This is a genomic window from Amycolatopsis sp. VS8301801F10 (genome assembly GCF_046195355.1).
In the GTDB taxonomy this organism is placed as follows: Bacteria; Actinomycetota; Actinomycetes; order Mycobacteriales; family Pseudonocardiaceae; genus Amycolatopsis.
Map to the genome: position 1 here is coordinate 675,492 of NZ_CP176065.1, position 16,352 is coordinate 691,843.

Annotated in this window: 13 protein-coding genes; 2 read left to right on the forward strand and 11 right to left on the reverse strand. The window is 70.6% G+C overall.

Annotated elements, in window-relative coordinates; translation table 11 throughout:
- Positions 1-51 precede the first annotated feature (51 nt).
- Positions 52-1,416: a neutral zinc metallopeptidase gene (locus F9C11_RS03185; RefSeq protein WP_409183453.1), complete on the reverse strand. Its 1,365-nt coding sequence runs from the start codon at positions 1,414-1,416 to the stop codon at positions 52-54.
- Positions 1,417-1,507: 91 nt separating this feature from the next.
- Here F9C11_RS03185 and F9C11_RS03190 point away from each other — a divergent pair, with 91 nt between their 5' ends.
- Positions 1,508-3,166, forward strand: coding sequence for a DUF2207 family protein (locus tag F9C11_RS03190; protein WP_409183454.1), 1,659 nt, complete (start codon positions 1,508-1,510; stop codon positions 3,164-3,166).
- 20 nt (positions 3,167-3,186) lie between these two features.
- On the opposite strand, the gene tsaE is transcribed toward F9C11_RS03190, so the two are convergent.
- From tsaE to glmS, 8 genes are read right to left on the reverse strand one after another with little or no spacing between them, the layout of a single operon-like run.
- The gene (gene tsaE / locus F9C11_RS03195) at positions 3,187-3,642 is read right to left on the reverse strand and encodes a tRNA (adenosine(37)-N6)-threonylcarbamoyltransferase complex ATPase subunit type 1 TsaE (protein ID WP_409183455.1); all 456 of its coding nucleotides are present in this window, start codon (positions 3,640-3,642) and stop codon (positions 3,187-3,189) included.
- Entirely contained in the window at positions 3,639-4,727 is a 1,089-nt protein-coding gene (locus F9C11_RS03200; protein WP_409183456.1) for an alpha/beta fold hydrolase, read from the reverse strand. Before F9C11_RS03200 ends, tsaE begins: the two co-directional genes overlap by 4 nt.
- On the reverse strand, positions 4,724-5,845 hold the full coding sequence (alr, locus tag F9C11_RS03205; RefSeq protein ID WP_409183457.1) for an alanine racemase: 1,122 nt from the start codon (positions 5,843-5,845) through the stop codon (positions 4,724-4,726). The genes F9C11_RS03200 and alr overlap by 4 nt, the downstream gene beginning before the upstream one ends.
- 29 nt (positions 5,846-5,874) lie before the next feature.
- On the reverse strand, positions 5,875-6,975 hold the full coding sequence (locus tag F9C11_RS03210; RefSeq protein WP_409183458.1) for an ABC transporter ATP-binding protein: 1,101 nt from the start codon (positions 6,973-6,975) through the stop codon (positions 5,875-5,877).
- Between the two features lie 3 nt (positions 6,976-6,978).
- The gene (gene xylB, locus F9C11_RS03215; protein WP_409183459.1) at positions 6,979-8,412 is read right to left on the reverse strand and encodes a xylulokinase; all 1,434 of its coding nucleotides are present in this window, start codon (positions 8,410-8,412) and stop codon (positions 6,979-6,981) included.
- On the reverse strand, positions 8,402-9,226 hold the full coding sequence (locus F9C11_RS03220) for a DeoR/GlpR family DNA-binding transcription regulator (RefSeq protein WP_409183460.1): 825 nt from the start codon (positions 9,224-9,226) through the stop codon (positions 8,402-8,404). The genes xylB and F9C11_RS03220 overlap by 11 nt, the downstream gene beginning before the upstream one ends.
- 50 nt (positions 9,227-9,276) lie before the next feature.
- Positions 9,277-10,719 carry an NAD(P)H-hydrate dehydratase gene (locus F9C11_RS03225; protein WP_409183461.1) on the reverse strand — a complete coding sequence of 481 codons (1,443 nt, stop codon included), beginning with the start codon at positions 10,717-10,719 and terminating at the stop codon, positions 9,277-9,279.
- 17 nt (positions 10,720-10,736) lie between these two features.
- Complete coding sequence (glmS, locus tag F9C11_RS03230) at positions 10,737-12,599, reverse strand: glutamine--fructose-6-phosphate transaminase (isomerizing) (RefSeq protein ID WP_409183462.1); 1,863 nt, start codon at positions 12,597-12,599, stop codon at positions 10,737-10,739.
- Between the two features lie 194 nt (positions 12,600-12,793).
- Here glmS and F9C11_RS03235 point away from each other — a divergent pair, with 194 nt between their 5' ends.
- Positions 12,794-13,630 carry a chlorophyllase/cutinase-like alpha/beta fold protein gene (locus F9C11_RS03235; protein ID WP_409183463.1) on the forward strand — a complete coding sequence of 279 codons (837 nt, stop codon included), beginning with the start codon at positions 12,794-12,796 and terminating at the stop codon, positions 13,628-13,630.
- Here the strand turns inward: F9C11_RS03235 and F9C11_RS03240 are convergent, their stop codons facing one another.
- Together F9C11_RS03240 and F9C11_RS03245 are read right to left on the reverse strand one after the other, a co-directional pair.
- Positions 13,631-16,018, reverse strand: a complete 2,388-nt coding sequence (locus tag F9C11_RS03240; RefSeq protein ID WP_409183464.1) for a hypothetical protein — start codon at positions 16,016-16,018, stop codon at positions 13,631-13,633. It abuts the gene before it with no gap.
- Between the two features lie 2 nt (positions 16,019-16,020).
- Complete coding sequence (locus tag F9C11_RS03245; protein ID WP_409183465.1) at positions 16,021-16,338, reverse strand: hypothetical protein; 318 nt, start codon at positions 16,336-16,338, stop codon at positions 16,021-16,023.
- Positions 16,339-16,352 lie beyond the last annotated feature (14 nt).

A 16,352-nucleotide genomic window follows, 5' to 3' on the forward strand; every position in this document is an offset into this window, starting at 1 on the left:
TTCGAGGGGCCCTTGTTGGCGTTCAGGCCGCTTGCAGCTCGTCGCGGCGGGTCAGGCCACGTCGGAGGAGTTCGCCGTCCAGGTGTTGCACTGCTGGGTGCGGTTCTTCGTCGCCCCCTGGCGCCACCAGGCGGCGGAGTGCTCGTCGGTGCCGTGGTCGCGAGGACCGCCGCCGTGGTCCCCGCGGTCCTCGGAGTTCCAGGCCTCGTTGTAGATGTTGCGGTCGATCGACCCGCCCGCGCTGGACGACGCACCGAGGAACATGCCGGAGAAGCACTGCGCCTGCAGTTCCAGACGGCGGGACAGCTCCAGCCCGGCGGCGGAGTCGGCCCCCGCGTCATACCGCTGCTCGCTCATCGCCTCCTCGACGCCGGACAGGTTCTGCACGTGGTGACCGTATTCGTGGGCCAGCACCGCGAGGTAGACGCCGGGATGCGCGCCGTATTCCTCGATCTGGAGCTTGTCCATCGGCATGTAGATGGTCCCGTTCGTCGGGCAGTAGTAGGCGGCGAAATTGTCACCGGACGAACTGCACGGGCTTTGCATCTGGCCGGACTGCGCGACCACCAGGTTCGGGCCGTCGAACGGAAGGCCGGCGTCGCCGAGCACCGGCGCCCACACCGTGTTCAGGCAGCGGATGCCGGACTGGAAGAACCGTTCCGCGCCTGCCCGGTCCGAACTCCAGCGGCTGAGCGTGCACGCCACGTTTCGCAATCCGGCGTCGGCGCTGGCGAACAGCGGGTTCCGCGCGGTCTCCTTCACTGGTCGCGGGCCGCGGGGCGCCGGCGGGGCCTCGGACGCCGGTTCCGAGTGGCTGGTGGTTGCGCGGGTTGCCCTGCTTGCCGAGGTGGTCGTGGCCGAAGTGCTGCTTTCGGTGGGGTACCGGGTGGACGGCGTTTCGCTGGAGATTGAGGAATACGTCGGCGGCGTGGTGCTCGCCGCGTCGACGCGCTTGTCTTTGTGCACGGCCGCACCGAGCGCTGCCAGTCCCCCGAGGACCAGCACGATCGCACCGAGCACCGACACCAGCACGATCACCCCGGCGTGCTTTTTCTTCGGCGGGCGCCCTGCACGGTAGCCGTCGAGCCGGGTGCCCGCGTCGAATGCCGGCGCGGGCACCCCAGGGGACGCGGCGAATGGTCCCGGTGCCGGAGCGACCTGCGGCGGCGGCAACGGCGCGGCAGGCGGCGGCAGCGGAACTGCCGGTCCGGCAGCGGGAAACTGCGGTCCGGGAGGGAACTGCTGAGCCGGCGGCCCGCCCGGAAACTGCTGTCCCGGCGGCATCCCCGGCCCCGCCATCGCGCCGCCTGGCATCCCGGCGCCCGGCGGCATCCCCGGCGGCAGCGGCCGCGGCGGCGGGAGCGGGGCGGCTCCCGGCGGAACCGGATAAGGACCGCCTTGCGGTGGCCAGGTCATCGTTCCCCCTGCGATTGCGTGATTCGCGTAATCCGGCTTTTTTCACCGCCGGGGCACCCAGCCTAGCCGGTGTGCTCTAGGCTCTGCTGCCGTGGCGAGGAAATGGGTTTCCGCGGCGGCGATCGCGGCATTGGCGGTGCTCTCCGGCCTGAGTCCGGCGGCGGCCTTCTCCGGAATCGGGCGGCATTCCGAGAATGCGCAAGCGGCCCCCGAAGCGACTGCGGAAATCGCACTTAAACTGTTGCGCGACGGCGGCTTCCAGGTCACCGAGAAGGTGACTGTCCCAGGCGGACAGCGGCTGGTGTCCACCTTGCCGCTGCGGCTGCCCGCCGACGACGGGCAGGACCTGCGCTACACGATGCGGGACGCGAAGGCCACCGGCGGCGCCGCCGTCGCGCAGGCCGACGACCAGTTGACGCTCACCTTCGGCGCGGGCGAATCCACCGTCGCCTACACGCTCGCCGGCGCCCTCGCCGACCAGGGCGGCGGCCAGCAGGTGCGCGCGCTCGTCGCGGGCGGCTTCGACCAGCCGGTGAAGGAAATCAAGGCGTCCTTCCTCGCCCCGGCCCGGCAGATGGCGCCGGTGACCTGTTCGGTCGGCGCGAACCAGCCGTGCACGCTGTCCGAGGTCGACCACACCGGCGTGCTGCGGCTGCAGCAGAACGATTTGCCGCCGGGCGCGCGGATGGAACTGTCGGTCGGGCTGCCGCCGGGCACCGCGCCGGCGAATGCCGATTTCGTGCCGGCCAGCGCATTGGCGGCGGCATTCTCGCTCACCTTGCCGTCCGTCATCGGCTTCGCCGTGGTTGCCGTTTTGCTGATTGCCGCCACGCTATTCGTATGGCGGCGCCGAAAGCAAGACGAACTCGCGACCAGCACCGGCGATACCACAATTGAAGTTCTTTTGCGGGAAAACGGCCGAACTTGGTTCGCTTCTCCGGACGGGGTGCTTCCCGGGCAGATCGGCACCGTGATGGACGAGTCGGTGGACCCGGTGGACATCGCGGCCACCGTCGTCGATCTGGCGGTGCGGAATTACCTGTGGCTGGCCGAGCTTCCCGGTCCGGACTGGCAGATCTCCCGGCGGAACCCGCCGGACGAGCACCTGCGCGATTTCGAGCGGGTGGTCTATGAAACGCTGCTGCCGGAAGGAACCGACACCGTCCTGCTGTCCCGGCTGAACGATCTCGACGCGACACCGATCCAGGACTCCATGTACCGGGACGTCGTTGCCAGCCAATGGTTCTCGCGTCGTCCGGACACCTCGCGCGGGGTGCTGGCGCTGCCCGGCATCCTGCTGTTCGGGCTCGGCTTGGTCGCGACGGCGGTGCTTTCGTTCACCGTCGGGCACGCGCTGCTGGGCGTCGCGGTGGCGCTCGCCGGCCTGGGTCTCGCCGCGGCTCGCGCGCTGCTGCCGTCCCGCACCGCCCGCGGCCGCGCAGTCGCCGGCCAGATCCGCGGGCTGTTGCGCTACCTGCACCGGGTGCGCGCGGAAGACATCGAACGCCCGGAGGACCGCGAGATGGTGTTCTCCCGTTCTCTGCCGTACGCGGTGGTGCTCGGCGACACCGAACGCTGGCTCGGCGCGTTCGCCGAGGTGGACCCGGACGCGGACGGCCAGGCCGGCCTCTCCTGGTACGGCGGCGTCGAACAGGACGATGACCTGCGACGCTTCGGCCCTCGGCTGCTGGCCTTCCTGACCGCGCTCAACCACGCGCTGACGAAGGAACCGTCGAAAACCGGGTCGTAGCGGATGCCGGACGGGAAGCGCTAGGCCGCTCGCAGCTCGGCGACCCGGGTGGTCCAGGAGCCGTGCGGTTCCAGCACGACCGTCCGGGTGTCGTCGTCGTGCCGGGTCAGCCGGACCACCAGGTGGTCCTCCGACAGCCGCTCCGCGCTGCCCTCGCCCCACTCGACAACCACCGCCGACGATTCCAGGTCGGTGTCCAGATCGAGGTCGTCCAACTGGGACAGATCGCCGCCGAGCCGGTACGCGTCCACGTGGATCAGCGGCACTCCGGCCGCACCGGCGGCGTGCACTCGCGCCAGCACGAAGGTCGGCGAACTGACCCGCCCGCCGACGCCGAGCCCGTCCGCGATGCCACGGGTCAGCGTTGTCTTCCCGGCCCCGAGCGGACCGTCCAGCAGCACCAGATCGCCCGCGCGCAGGGCCGCGCCCAGCGTTCGCCCGAAGGCCATCGTGTCCTCGGGGGTTTCCAGAATCACCTTGTCCACCACCAGTTTCGCCGGTTCGGCGCGGCGCTGCCGGCACAGCGCTGCAGCAGGTCGATGAGATGGCTGTTCACCAGCTCGGGCTGTTCGAGCTGCACCATGTGCCCGGCTCCGCGCACCCGCACCAGCTCGGCGTCCGGCAGCTCGGCGGCGATCCGCTCGGCGTGCGCGAACGGCGTGAACCGGTCCGAGTCGCCGCCGATGACCAGCACCTGCGCGTGTTTCAGCCCGGCCAGCACAGCGTAGCGATTGTGGCTGCCGAGGGTGTCCACGAAGTTGATCAGCCCGCGCACCGGCGTGACAGCGAGCATTTCCAGCATGAAGTCGACCAAACGCGGCGAGACGTCGCGGCTGCCGAACGCGAGCCGGCGCACTGCCTGCCGGGTCAGCTGACCGCCGGCCGCGCGCACGAACTCCACCAACCCGGGTTGCCACCCAGCCAGCTCGCCGACGCCGCGCGTGAGCGGGTTGTACTTGGACAGCAACGGCCTCGGCAACCCGCGTGCGCCGACCTCGCCGGCCGCGGTCGCGATGAAGGCGACGCCGCAGACGCGGTCCTCGAAGAGGTCTGGCCGTTGCGCGGCCAGCTCCATGATCACCATGCCGCCCATGGAATGTCCCATGAGGACAATCGGTCCTTCGGGCACTATCGCGCGCAGCACGCTGTCGAGGTCGTGCGCGAGCTGTTCGATCGTCGACGTCTCCGTGGACGCTTCTCCGGACAGGCCGTGTCCGCGATGGTCGAAGTAGACCTGCCGTACGCGGGGCAGCCGCAGCGAAGCGAAGTCGCGACGCTGGAAGTGCCATGAGAGCCGCGAAAGTGCGAAGCCGTGTACGCCGACGAGAGTCAGCTCCGGCTTCTCGCCGTCTTCAGGATCGATCTCTTCGACCGACAGCGGCGTACCGTCTTCAGCTGCGACAGTGGACGTACGGTCCGGCTTCAGCTCGCCCAGCGGTTCGTCGGCGAACGGGTCCTCGGTCGGTTTGCGTTGCTGCGACGCGACAACTGCCGCTGCCGCACCCGTCACTACCGCTCCGACTCCGCCGACGATCGCCCACAGCCGCGTCGACGGAGTCACGCCCGCTCCCCCACATACCGGCGGCGTACGCGCGGCCGGTACATCGAGGTGACGATCTCGTAGTCGATGGTGCCGAGTTTGTCCGCCCATTCGCGTGCGGTCGGCTCGCCGGAGCGACCGGCCCCGAACAGCACGACCTCGTCCCCGATCCGGGGCACGTCCTCGTTGCCGACGTTGACCACGAGCTGGTCCATGCAGATCCGCCCGACGACCGGCCGCCGTTTCCCGCCCAGCCAGACGTCCATCCGCCCGGACAGCGTGCGCGGCACCCCGTCGGCGTATCCGACGGGCACGAGCGCGAGCGTGGTGTCCTCCGGCGCGGTCCAGGTGTGCCCGTAGGAGACCGAGTCACCGGCCGCCAGCGGCTTGGTGAGCACCACGGTCGACCGGAACGTCATCACCGGCCGCAGGTCGTCGTCGGTGGGCACCGGGTTGAGGCCGTACATCGCGATGCCCGGGCGGACCAGGTCGAAGTGCAGGTCGGGCCGGGTGAGCGTGGCCGCGGAATTGGCCAGGTGCCGGATCGGGTCGAGACCGGCCGCGCGAGCCGCGTCGTAGGCCTCGGCGAACAGCTTCGCCTGCGCGTCGATCGACGCGTGCCCCAGTTCGTCGGCGCAGGCCAGGTGCGACCAGATGGCCACGACCTCGACGCCGCGCGCGTTGGCCGCCGCCTCGGCCAGCGCTGGCCAGTCGGCTGGCGGGCAGCCGTTGCGGGACAGCCCGGTGTCGATTTTCAGGTGCACGCGGGCGCGCTTTCCGGCGCGTTCCGCCGCGGCGTCGACCCGGGCCAGCTCGCTGAGAGAGCTGACGCCGAGGTCGACGTCCGCCTCGATGCCGGGGGTGAAATCCAGCTCCGGCACGTCCAGCCAGCTGAACAGCCGCACCGACAAGCCCGCGGCCCGCAGGTCAAGGGCTTCCTGCAGCGAGCAGGTGCCGAGCCAGCTCGCGCCAGCCTCGACCGCGGCGCGGCCGACGGGGACCGCGCCGTGGCCGTACCCGTCGCCCTTGACCACGCACATCACGGCCGCACCGGGGGCCCGGGCGGCCAGCAAAGAAACGTTGTGCCGCAGTGCGCCGAGATCGATCACCGTCTCGGCGTGCGGAGAACTGGCAGTCATAACGACTGCCAGTTTCCCACGCTATCGGCTCAGGAGAGACGCTGGCCGGACGTGCCGGAGAACACGTGCAGCTCGTCCGGACGGATCCGCAGGTGCAGGGTGTCGCCCATGGCCGGCGGCGTACGCGGGTCGACGCGGGCGACCACGTTGCGTGACGATCCCTCGGCGCTTTCCGCGACGCCCGCGCCGAGCTTGCCGTAGACGTAAGCGTCCGAGCCCAGCTCTTCGACCAGCTCGACCTTGATCGGCAGCGCGCCGGCGGTGTCGGTGGTGACCTCCAGCGACTCCGGGCGGAAACCGATGGTGACCGTGTCGCCGTCGGCCGCGGACCGGACCTCGGGCTTGAGCGGCACCTGCACGCCGCCGACCTCGGCACCGTCCGCGGTCAGCTTCGCGGCGACCAGGTTCATCGCCGGGGAGCCGATGAAGCCCGCGACGAAAACGTTTGCGGGCCGGTCGTACAGCGCGCGCGGGGTGTCGCACTGCTGCAGCAGACCGTCCGACAGCACCGCGACCCGGTCACCCATCGTCATGGCCTCGACCTGGTCGTGGGTCACGTAAACGGTGGTGACGCCGAGCCGGCGCTGCAGCGCGGCGATCTGCGTACGGGTCGAGACGCGCAGCTTCGCGTCCAGGTTCGACAGCGGCTCGTCCATCAGGAAGACCTGCGGCTCGCGCACGATCGCGCGGCCCATCGCGACCCGCTGCCGCTGACCACCGGACAGCGCCTTCGGCTTGCGGTCCAGGTACTGCTCGATGTCCAGCAGCTTCGCCGCGTCAAGCACCTTCTGCTTGATCTCCGACGCCGGCCGCCCGGCGATCTTCAGCGCGAAGCCCATGTTCTGCGCGACCGTCATGTGCGGATACAGCGCGTAGTTCTGGAACACCATCGCGATGTCGCGCGAACGCGGCGGCAGCTGGGTGACGTCGCGGTCGCCGATCCAGACCGCGCCCTCGTCGATGTCCTCCAGCCCGGCGAGCATCCGCAGCGCGGTGGACTTGCCCGAACCCGACGGGCCGACCAGCACGAGGAACTCGCCGTCGGCGATTTCCAGGTCCAGCGCGTCGACAGCGGGACGCTCGGTCCCGGAATAGCGCCGGGTCGCCTTGTCGTAGGTGATGCTGGCCATCGGTCAGTCCTCTCCCAATTTCGCGGAAACCCCGTGCGCGGCCTCGCGCGCCTCGAGGTGGCGTTGCTGGATCTCGATGCCCGCGGCGCGCAGCGCCCCGGTCGGCCCGTCCAACACGAGCTGGTTCTTGGTTCCGGTCCACGCGGGCGGTTCGGCGGTGCCCGCGAGCGCCCAGGCGGCCTGCCGGGCGGCCCCCAGCGCGACGTACTCGCCGACCTCGGGAATCACGACGGGCAGGCCGAGCACGATCGGCGCGATCGCGCGCACCGCGGCGGACTGCGCGCCGCCGCCGATGAGCAGCACGCGCTTCACCTCCATGCCCTGCGCGCGCACCGCGTCGAGCCCGGCGGCCAACCCGCAGACCATGCCCTCGACGGTCGCCCGCGCGACGTTCTCCGGTGTCATGTTCGCCCTGGTCAGCCCGTGCAGCGAACCGGTCGCGCCGGGCAGGTTCGGGGTGCGCTCGCCGTCGAGGTACGGCAGCAGCGTGAGGCCGCCCGCGCCGGGTTCGGCGGCCAGTGCGAGCCGGTCGAATTCGGCCAGGTCGACTCCGAGCATCGCCGCGCCCGCGGTGAGCACACGCGCGGCGTTGAGGGCAGCGGTCAGCGGGAGGAACCGGCCGGTGGCGTCGGCGAATCCGGCGACGAGGCCGCTCGCGTCGGCCGCGCCGGTCTCGGTGACGCCGAAGACCGTGCCGCTGGTGCCGATCGAGATCACCGCGTCGCCCGGGGCGAGTTCGAGCGCGAGGGCGGCGGCCATGTTGTCGCCGGTGCCCGCGGAGACGAGCATGCCGTCGCTGGTGTGTCCGGCGACGTCGGACGGGCCGAGCACGGTCGGCAGTTCCGGGGTGCGGCCGCCGAACGCGTGCGCGAGGACGTCCTGGCGATAAGTGTTGTCGGTTGGGGAGAAATAGCCGGTGCCGGAGGCGTCGCCGCGGTCGGTCACCGCGGTTTCCGGACGGCCGAGCAGCCGCCAGGTGAGCCAGTCGTGCGGCAGCAGAACGCGGGCGACGCGGTCGGCGTTTTCCGGTTCGTGCTCGGCGAGCCAGCGGAGCTTGGTGACGGTGAAGCTGGCGACCGGCACCAGCCCGACCGACTTCGCCCACACGCCGGGCCCGCCCAGCTCGTCGGTGAGGTCCTTGGCCGCCTGCGCGGAGCGGGTGTCGTTCCACAGCAACGCGGGCCGGACCACCTCGCCGGCCTCGTCGAGGGTGACCATGCCGTGCTGCTGACCGCCGACGCCGATGGCCTTGACCCCGTCGAGAACGTCGCGAGTGGCGTCCGCAAACGCTTGCGCCCACGCTGCGGGGTCGACCTCGGTCCCGTCCGGGTGCGGCGCCCGGCCGGTCCGCACGACCTCGCCCGTGCGCGCGTCGCAGACCACGACCTTGGTCGACTGGGTCGACGAATCGACCCCGGCCACCAGCTCAGCTGTCATAAAGCTGCCCCTCCTCGACGTACTCCGCGGCCTCGACCGCCGTTCCCGCGTTCAGCGCCGCCTCGATCTCCTCGGTCGGAGTGGCTTCGCTGGTGATCAGGAGGTCGTAATCGCCGACGGTGCCGTGCGCGTACGTCGCGGTGCGGCCGAACTTCGAATGGTCGAGCACCAGCACGTTGCGGTTCGCGGCGCGCAGCACGGCTTTCTTCAGCTCGGCGTAGTCGCGGACCGGGTGGAACAGCCTGCCCACCGCGACCGCGCTCACCGAGACGAACGCGATGTCCACGCGAATCCGCTCGAGCAGCGCGAGCACGTCGGGGCCGGAGCAGGAGTCGTACTCGGGGTCGTAGCGGCCGCCGGCGAGGAGCACGTCGACGCCGGCGCCCAGCAGGCGCGCGGCCTGCAGCGAGTTGGTGATGACGGTGAGGCGCTCGACCTTGGCCAGCCGTTCGACCAGCGGGAACAACGTGGTGGAGTCGTCAACGAACACCGCCTGGCCCGGCTCGACCTGCTGGATCGCGAGGTCGGCGAGGGCTTCCTTCTCCGCCGAGTGCAGCGTGAACCGGCTCGCGGTCTCCATGGTGAGCGCCGGGTACGCCTCGACCTTGCCGCGCAGCTTCCGCAGCAGCCGCTTGTCGGCGAGGTCGTCCAGGTCGCGGTGCATCGTCATGAGGCTGACGCCGAACCGGGCGGTGAGGTCGTCGATCCGGACTTCGCCCTGGTCGATGACGTAGTCGAGGATCTCCTGACGCCGCTGCTCCACCGCGGCGTCGGACGGGCGCGTCTTCGGCCGTCCTGGCGTGTCTCGACTCACATCTCGTTCTTACCAGATATCGCGAGCCGAGTTAACACGTAACTCGATAACTATGCGGTCGCGCGGACCAACCGCAGCGCGGCCGGGATCGCGTCGACCAGACCGGACGCCGACGTCGGCACGTCCTCCGCGGCGAGCGCACCCGCCAGCGAATGCACCTGCGCGGCGGCCGAGGCGGCCAGCCACGGGTCCAGCCCGGCGGCGAGCAGCGAGCCGACCAGGCCGGTCAGGACGTCACCGGAACCAGCAGTGGCCAGCCACGAACCATGCGGGGTGTTCACCGCGACGCGGCCGTCCGGGGCCGCGACAACAGTGCAGTGGCCTTTCAGCAGCACGACAGCGTCGTACTTCTTCGCCGCTTCGCGTGCCGCTGCGACTCGGTCCGCGCCCGGACGGCGGCCCATCAGGCGTTCGTACTCGCCCGCGTGCGGGGTGAGCACAAGCGGCGTGTCCGGATCGCGAGCGTCGAGGACTTCGGGGGTGTTCGCGATGATCGTGGTGGCGTCGGCGTCCGCGCACACCGGGACGCCCTGGCCGAGGATGTGCCGCAGGATTTCCCGGCCTTCCCCGCCGGTGCCGATGCCGGGGCCGACCACCCACGCCTGCACCCGGCCCGCATCGGTGACCGAGCCGGTCGCGACGATCTCCGGCCAGCGCGAGCGCACGACGTCCGCGGCGTGTCCGGCGTAGCGGACCATGCCCGCCGTCGCGCGGACCGCGGAACCGGACGCGAGCACCGCAGCTCCCGGATACGTCGCCGATCCGGCCGCGATGCCGACGACGCCCTGGGTGTATTTGTCGTCCTCCGGACCGGGAATCGGCCACACCTCGGCGACGTCGGACAGGTCCAGCCGCCGCAGATCCGGCTCGCCCAGCCAAGGCCGCAGGCCGATGTCGACCAGCACGACCTCGCCGCATTCCTGCGGAGCCAGCACATGTACGGGTTTCAGTCCACCGAAGGTGACCGTGCGCGCGGCGGTGACGTGCGGGCCGTCGACCACGCCGGTGTCCGGGTCGACGCCGCTCGGCAAATCAACCGCCACCACCGGCGCTTCGATCTGCGCGACCAGTTCAGCCGCTTCCGGACGCAGCGGGCCGCGAGCTGAGATACCAACGATGCCGTCCACGACGACATCCGCCCGTTTAATCCACTGTGGACTGTCCGCAATGGACACCACGCGACCACCGGAGCGCCGCAGCGCGGCCAATCCGGCCGGGTGCGCTTTCTCCGGCTTCAGCAATACCGCGGCCACCGCGACCCCGCGCCGACGCAGGAAAGCGCCAGCCCACAACGCATCGCCGCCGTTGTTGCCCGAGCCGACCAGCAGCACGACCCGACGGCCGGACACGCCGCCGGTGTCCTCGGCCAGCAGCCCAGCCACCTCGGCGGCGAGGCCGAAGGAGGCCCGGCGCATCAGCTCGCCGTCCGGGGTGCGGGCGAGCAGCAGGTCCTCCGCCGCGCGAATCCGTTCTGTCGTCCAGATTCCTTGCACGGCGGCGGCTCCCGGTCTTACTCGACGGTGACGGACTTCGCCAGGTTACGCGGCTTGTCGATGTCGTACCCGCGCGAACTCGCGATCTCCGCGGCCAGGACCTGCAGCGGCACGGTGGAAACCAGCGGCTGCAACAGCGTCGGCACCGCGGGCACCTCGATCAGCTCGTCGGCGAACGGGCGCACGGTCTCGTCGCCCTCCTCGGCGATCACGATCGTGCGCGCGCCCCGCGCCTGGATCTCGCTGATGTTCGACACCAGCTTCGAGTGCAGCACCGCGCGGCCCTTCGGCGACGGCATCACGACGACGACCGGAAGGCCCTCTTCGATCAGCGCGATCGGACCGTGCTTCAGCTCGCCCGCCGCGAAGCCCTCCGCGTGCATGTACGCGAGTTCCTTCAGCTTCAGCGCGCCTTCCAGCGCCACCGGGAACCCGACGTGCCGGCCGAGGAACAGCACCGCGCGCGAGTCGGAGATCCGCCGCGCGATCTCACGCGTCTGGTCCACAGTGGACAGCACCTTCTGCACCGCGGCCGGCATGGCTTCCAGCTCGGCGAATTCGCGGGCGACCTCGTCCGGGTACTTCGTGCCGCGCGCCTGCGCCAGCGCGAGGCCGACGAGGTAGTTCGCGGCGATCTGCGCGAGGAACGCCTTGGTCGACGCAACGCCGATCTCCGGCCCGGCGTGCGTGTACAGCACCGCGTCGGACTCGCGCGGGATCTGCGCGCCGTTGGTGTTGCAGACCGCCAGCACGCGGGCCTTCTGCTCACGCGCGTGCCGCACGGCTTCGAGGGTGTCCGCGGTCTCGCCGGACTGCGAGACGGCGACGACGAGCGTGTCGCGGTCGAGCACCGGGTCGCGGTAGCGGAACTCCGAGGCCAGCTCCACCTCGACCGGCAGCCGGCACCAGTGCTCGATGGCGTACTTGGCGACGAGACCGGAGTGATACGCCGAACCGCAGGCGACGACGAAGACCTTGTCGACGTCGCGCAGGTCCTGGTCGGAAATGCGCTGCTCGTCGAGGATGATCCGGCCGGCCTCGAAGTGCCCGCGCAGCGTGTTCGCCAGCGCCTCCGGCTGCTCCTCGATCTCCTTGAGCATGAAGTATTCGTGGCCGCCCTTCTCGGCGGCCGACAGGTCCCAGTCGACGGTGAACGGCTTGGCCTGCGCGGCGTCGCCGTGGAAGTCGGTGACCTGGTAACCGTCGCGGGTGATGACGACCAGTTGGTCCTGGCCCAGCTCGACGGCCTCGCGGGTGTGCTCGATGAACGCCGCGACGTCGGAGGCGACGAAGTGCTCGCCCTCGCCGACCCCGACCACCAGCGGCGACGACCGGCGCGCGGCGACGATCGTGTCCGGCTCGTCGGCGTGCGTCACGACGAGCGTGAACGCGCCCTCGAGCCGGCGGCATACCGCGCCGACGCTGGCCGCGAGGTCGCCCTTGGTGTCGCCCTCGGTGTAGGCGCGGGCGACCAGGTGGGCGGCAGTTTCGGTGTCGGTGTCGCTGGCCATCTCGATGCCGTCGGCCTCGAGTTCGGCGCGCAACGCGGCGAAGTTCTCGATGATCCCGTTGTGCACCACCGCGACGCGACCGGTGGTGTCCCGGTGCGGATGCGAGTTGCGGTCGATCGGGGCCCCGTGCGTGGCCCAGCGGGTGTGGCCCATGCCCGCGGTGCCCGCGAACGCGTCGCGGCCGACCTCGTCGAGCCGGGCCTCCAGGTTGGCCAGCCGGCCGGCCTTGCGCTCGACGGTCAGCGCGCCGGCGCCGTCCAGCACCGCCACGCCCGCCGAGTCGTAGCCCCGGTATTCCATGCGGCGGAGCCCACCGAGCACGACGTCCAGAGCCGGGCGGTGTCCGACGTATCCCACGATTCCACACACGCGAACTAGCGTAACGAGACAAGTCCAGTCCCCTACTCCGGTCCCTAGAGCGGGGTTTTCAGTGCCGCTGAGCTGGGCGAGCCGTCCTCCGGACAACCGTTGACCGGGTCGGCGCGCAGTGCGGCGGCGGACCCCTAAACCGATCGGGGTGGCGCACCGGGCCGGGACCGGGCACGGGCAGTAAGGTCACGCGCATGGCCAGCAAGCCCAAGCAGCTGCTCACGGAGCTGTCCCACCCAGGTCCGCACGAGGTTTTGCGCGGCAACCTCGCCCTGGTCGGACTGCCCGGCGTCGTGTTCACCCCGCGCCAAGGCCTCGGCCTCCCGGCCATCGCGTTCGGGCACGGCTGGCTGCAGCCCGCCACGCGCTACCGGCAGCTGCTGCACCACCTCGCGAGCTGGGGCGTGGTCGCCGCGGCCCCCGCGACCCAGCTCGGCCCGCTCCCGTCGCACCGCCTGCTGGCCGGCGACCTGCTGACGACGCTCGACGTCATCACCACGGTCCGCCTCGGCCCGGACGGCATCAGCGTCGACCCGGACAAACTGGGCCTGGCCGGCCACTCCACCGGCGCCGGCTCGGCAGTACTGGCAGCCGCCCAGTCCGCCGCGGCAGGCGACGACGCCCGCCCGAAGGTCCGCGCGGTAGCGACGGTGGCCGCGGCACAGACCTTCCCGTCCGCGACGGACGCCGCGAAGGTCGTCAACGCCCCCGGCCTGCACCTGGCCGTGGACGGCGACCTGGTCGCCCCGGCAGTAGGCCACGCGGACGCCATCGCCCAGTCGTGGGCCGGCCCGGTGCAGCTGCGAACCCTGGCGAAGTCCTCCCACCTGGCGGTGACCGAAGGCAGGCACTGGAGCCAGCTGTTCCTGCAGGGCAAACCGCAGCGGGCGACTCAGCAACTGGTGAAGGCGCTGTTCACTGCGTTCTTTCTCACGCATTTGACGGGTACGGAGAAGTACTTGCCGCTGCTGGACGCGGATGTGAAGCGGGCGCCGATCGAGGTTCCGGAGGACGAGGAACCGGCTGCCTGATCAGCGCCGTCCTTCGTCCTCCTCGGCGAGCGACCCGCTGATCCGGCTGCCGCCCGGCGCGGTGCCGAACAGGCCGCCGTCGACCCGGTAACCGCTGGTCCCGCGTTCCTGATCGGCGGAGTTGCCTTGCCCTCCGCCGCCCATCATCGGGCTGCCCATCATGCCCATCGACTGGCCTTGCTGCTGATCCGTGGTGGTCGGCGCGGTGCCGAGTTCGGCCGGGTGATCCGCTCCGCCCTGCTCCCAGCCGGCCGGAACCGCCGAATCCCCGAGACCGGGGTCGGACGGGACGTGGCCCAGCCCCGGGTCGCTGCTGAACGGGTCCAGCACCGACTGCGCCGTAGTGGACTCATCCGGGCCGCTGGCCACCGGAGTCCCGTAGGCCGGGGTCGCGGCTGCCTGCGCGGCGACGGGCTGCGCGTGGTGCCGTCCGGTCTGCTCTCCGGCTGCCTGGTCGTGCCCGTCCGCTGCCTGCCCGGTCGTCGCGTGCTCGTACCTCGCGGCAGCGTGCTCGGCCACGGCCTGGGCAGGTCCGGCAGCCGCGCCAGCGTCAGCTACGACCCGCTGGCCTTCGCGAACGTGCTCCGCGGGCAGTTCGTTGGCAGGCGCGGCCGGGCTCGTGGCACCGCCGCCGTGCTGCTGAGCGGTCAGGCCGTCGACTGGCCGTCCGGTAGCCGGATCGATCTTTCCGTGCTCGTCGAGGGTGTATTTCGTCGGCTCGCCGGACCCGTCGTCCACCGTCACGACGGTCGGCCCGTCCGGCCCGTTCGGGCGCTCGGCGGTGATCTTGAGGTTGCCGTCCTCGATGTGGATCTTTCCGTCCGGGCCAGGGCGGTGCACCTGGTTCGGGTCAGCCGTCGGCGCGGTGCCGTCCGGCTGTTTGTGGACCGGGCCGCCGGGAGCGTCGTGCGCGGGCGGTGCCGAAGCGTCGTGAGGACGAGCTGCCGGATCCCCTTGCGCCGCGTCAGCACCGGTTCCCGGGGTTTTGGCGGCCGGGTCGCCGAAATCGAGCTGATACGCCTTGTCGTGCCCGGTCCCGTCGCCGATCGAGACCGCCATCTTCCCGTGGGAGTCCGGCTCCGACATGGTGATCTTGTGGTCACCGTGCTGAACCGTCACGGTGTCCGGCGCTTCGTGCTCGGTCTTGACCGCTTCCCCGGTCCGCGGGTCGATCGGATACGGCTGCCCGGTCGACGGATCCACCTCGAGCGGCTTGTGCGTGACCGGATTCTGGTTCGGATCCGGCTGCGCGGGCGGAGTCTGCGGCGGGGCTGGGGTCGGACCGACCTGCGGCGGAACCGTGGCCTCCTGCGGTTTCGTGTCGCCTCCGCCACCGGACGAGCGCGGCTTGGTGTCCCCGCCACCGCCGTCGTTCCGGCCCTTGCCGGTGTCGTGGCCGCCGCTGCCGCTGTCCGCGCCGAGTTGCAGGCGGCCGAACGGATCGGTCGGCACGTTCAGGCCGTCGGAGAACGCCCGCAACGCGTTCGTCGCCGCCGTGTGGGCGTTGCGGATGTACTGCCGGAAGCAATCCATCGCGTCCGAGTACTGCTGGCAGTACTCGTCCATCTGACGGCAGAACATGTCGGACCACTTGGAGTTGAAGTGGACGTCCAGATCCACCGACATATTGCGAATGTCCTGCGGATTGATCGGCCCGGTGCCGTCCTCCTGGCTGCGAGCCACCTCGGACTTGCTCCGCGCATCGCCCCAGATGACTTCGATGTCCCCTTGAGCGTTGCCGTTCTGGCGACCCCACTTGATCGCGTCGTCGAGCCGGTCCATGAACATCAGCAGCCCGTCGGTGTCCTCGGGCTTGTGCGCGTCCAGGAACTTCTTGGGCGCCTGTCCGCCGTTTTCGGGCAGCTGTCCCAAATCGACGATCGGCTTGCGGACCGTCTGCCACAACTGCTGAAGCAGCTGGCTGAACCCGTTGACCGTGCCGAGGTACTCGCCGGAGGCCTTGCTGAAATCGTCCAGCTTTTCGGCTGCCGAATCGGCGGCCTTGCCCTGCCAGGCGGCGGTCAGGCCTTGCTTGACCTGAGCGGTGTCGTCCTGCGCGGCTTTCGCCGCCTTGCCCAGGTTGGCCGCGCGCCCCTGTGCGCCCCAGAGATAGCCGAACCCGAACCCGCCGAGTTCGTTCAGCATCCGGTTCTCTTCGTCCCCCTGTCCGTACGGCGGGGAGAACCGCAGCCCGAGGTTCCGCGACGGATGCTGGATCCACCGCGTGTACGGCTGCACGAGCTTGCCGGTCATCTTTTCCCGGAAACCGGCCAGCGGCTTGAGAATGTTGTCGGACGTGTCGTCGAGATGGACGTCCGCGGGAGGCTGCAGCGGGGCGATGATCGTGTCGCCGAGACGACCGGAGCCCTGGTCCGGTGGCGGAGTCACAGTCAGGCTCCCTTGCCGGCGTTCGTGACGCCCCAGGCGTTCTCTTGCTCGTTCTCGCTGTGCAAGGTCACCGAGGTGTTGAGCCGCTCCGCGAAACCGCCGAGAAAAGCACTGCCCTTCGCGGCGGAGTCGCCGAGCGCCTGCATCTTCGCCACATAGGCTCCGGCCGCCTCGGACAGGCCCGGGATCTTCCCGAAATGCGCGGGCGCCAGCTGGGACTGCGCGGTGTAAGTCTTGATTTCCTTGAACGAGGTGCTCATCGTCGAGACGTCGTTCGCCACCTTTTTGACCTGGTCCGGCTCAATGTGGAATTTCGCCATCGTCGCCCTCTCCC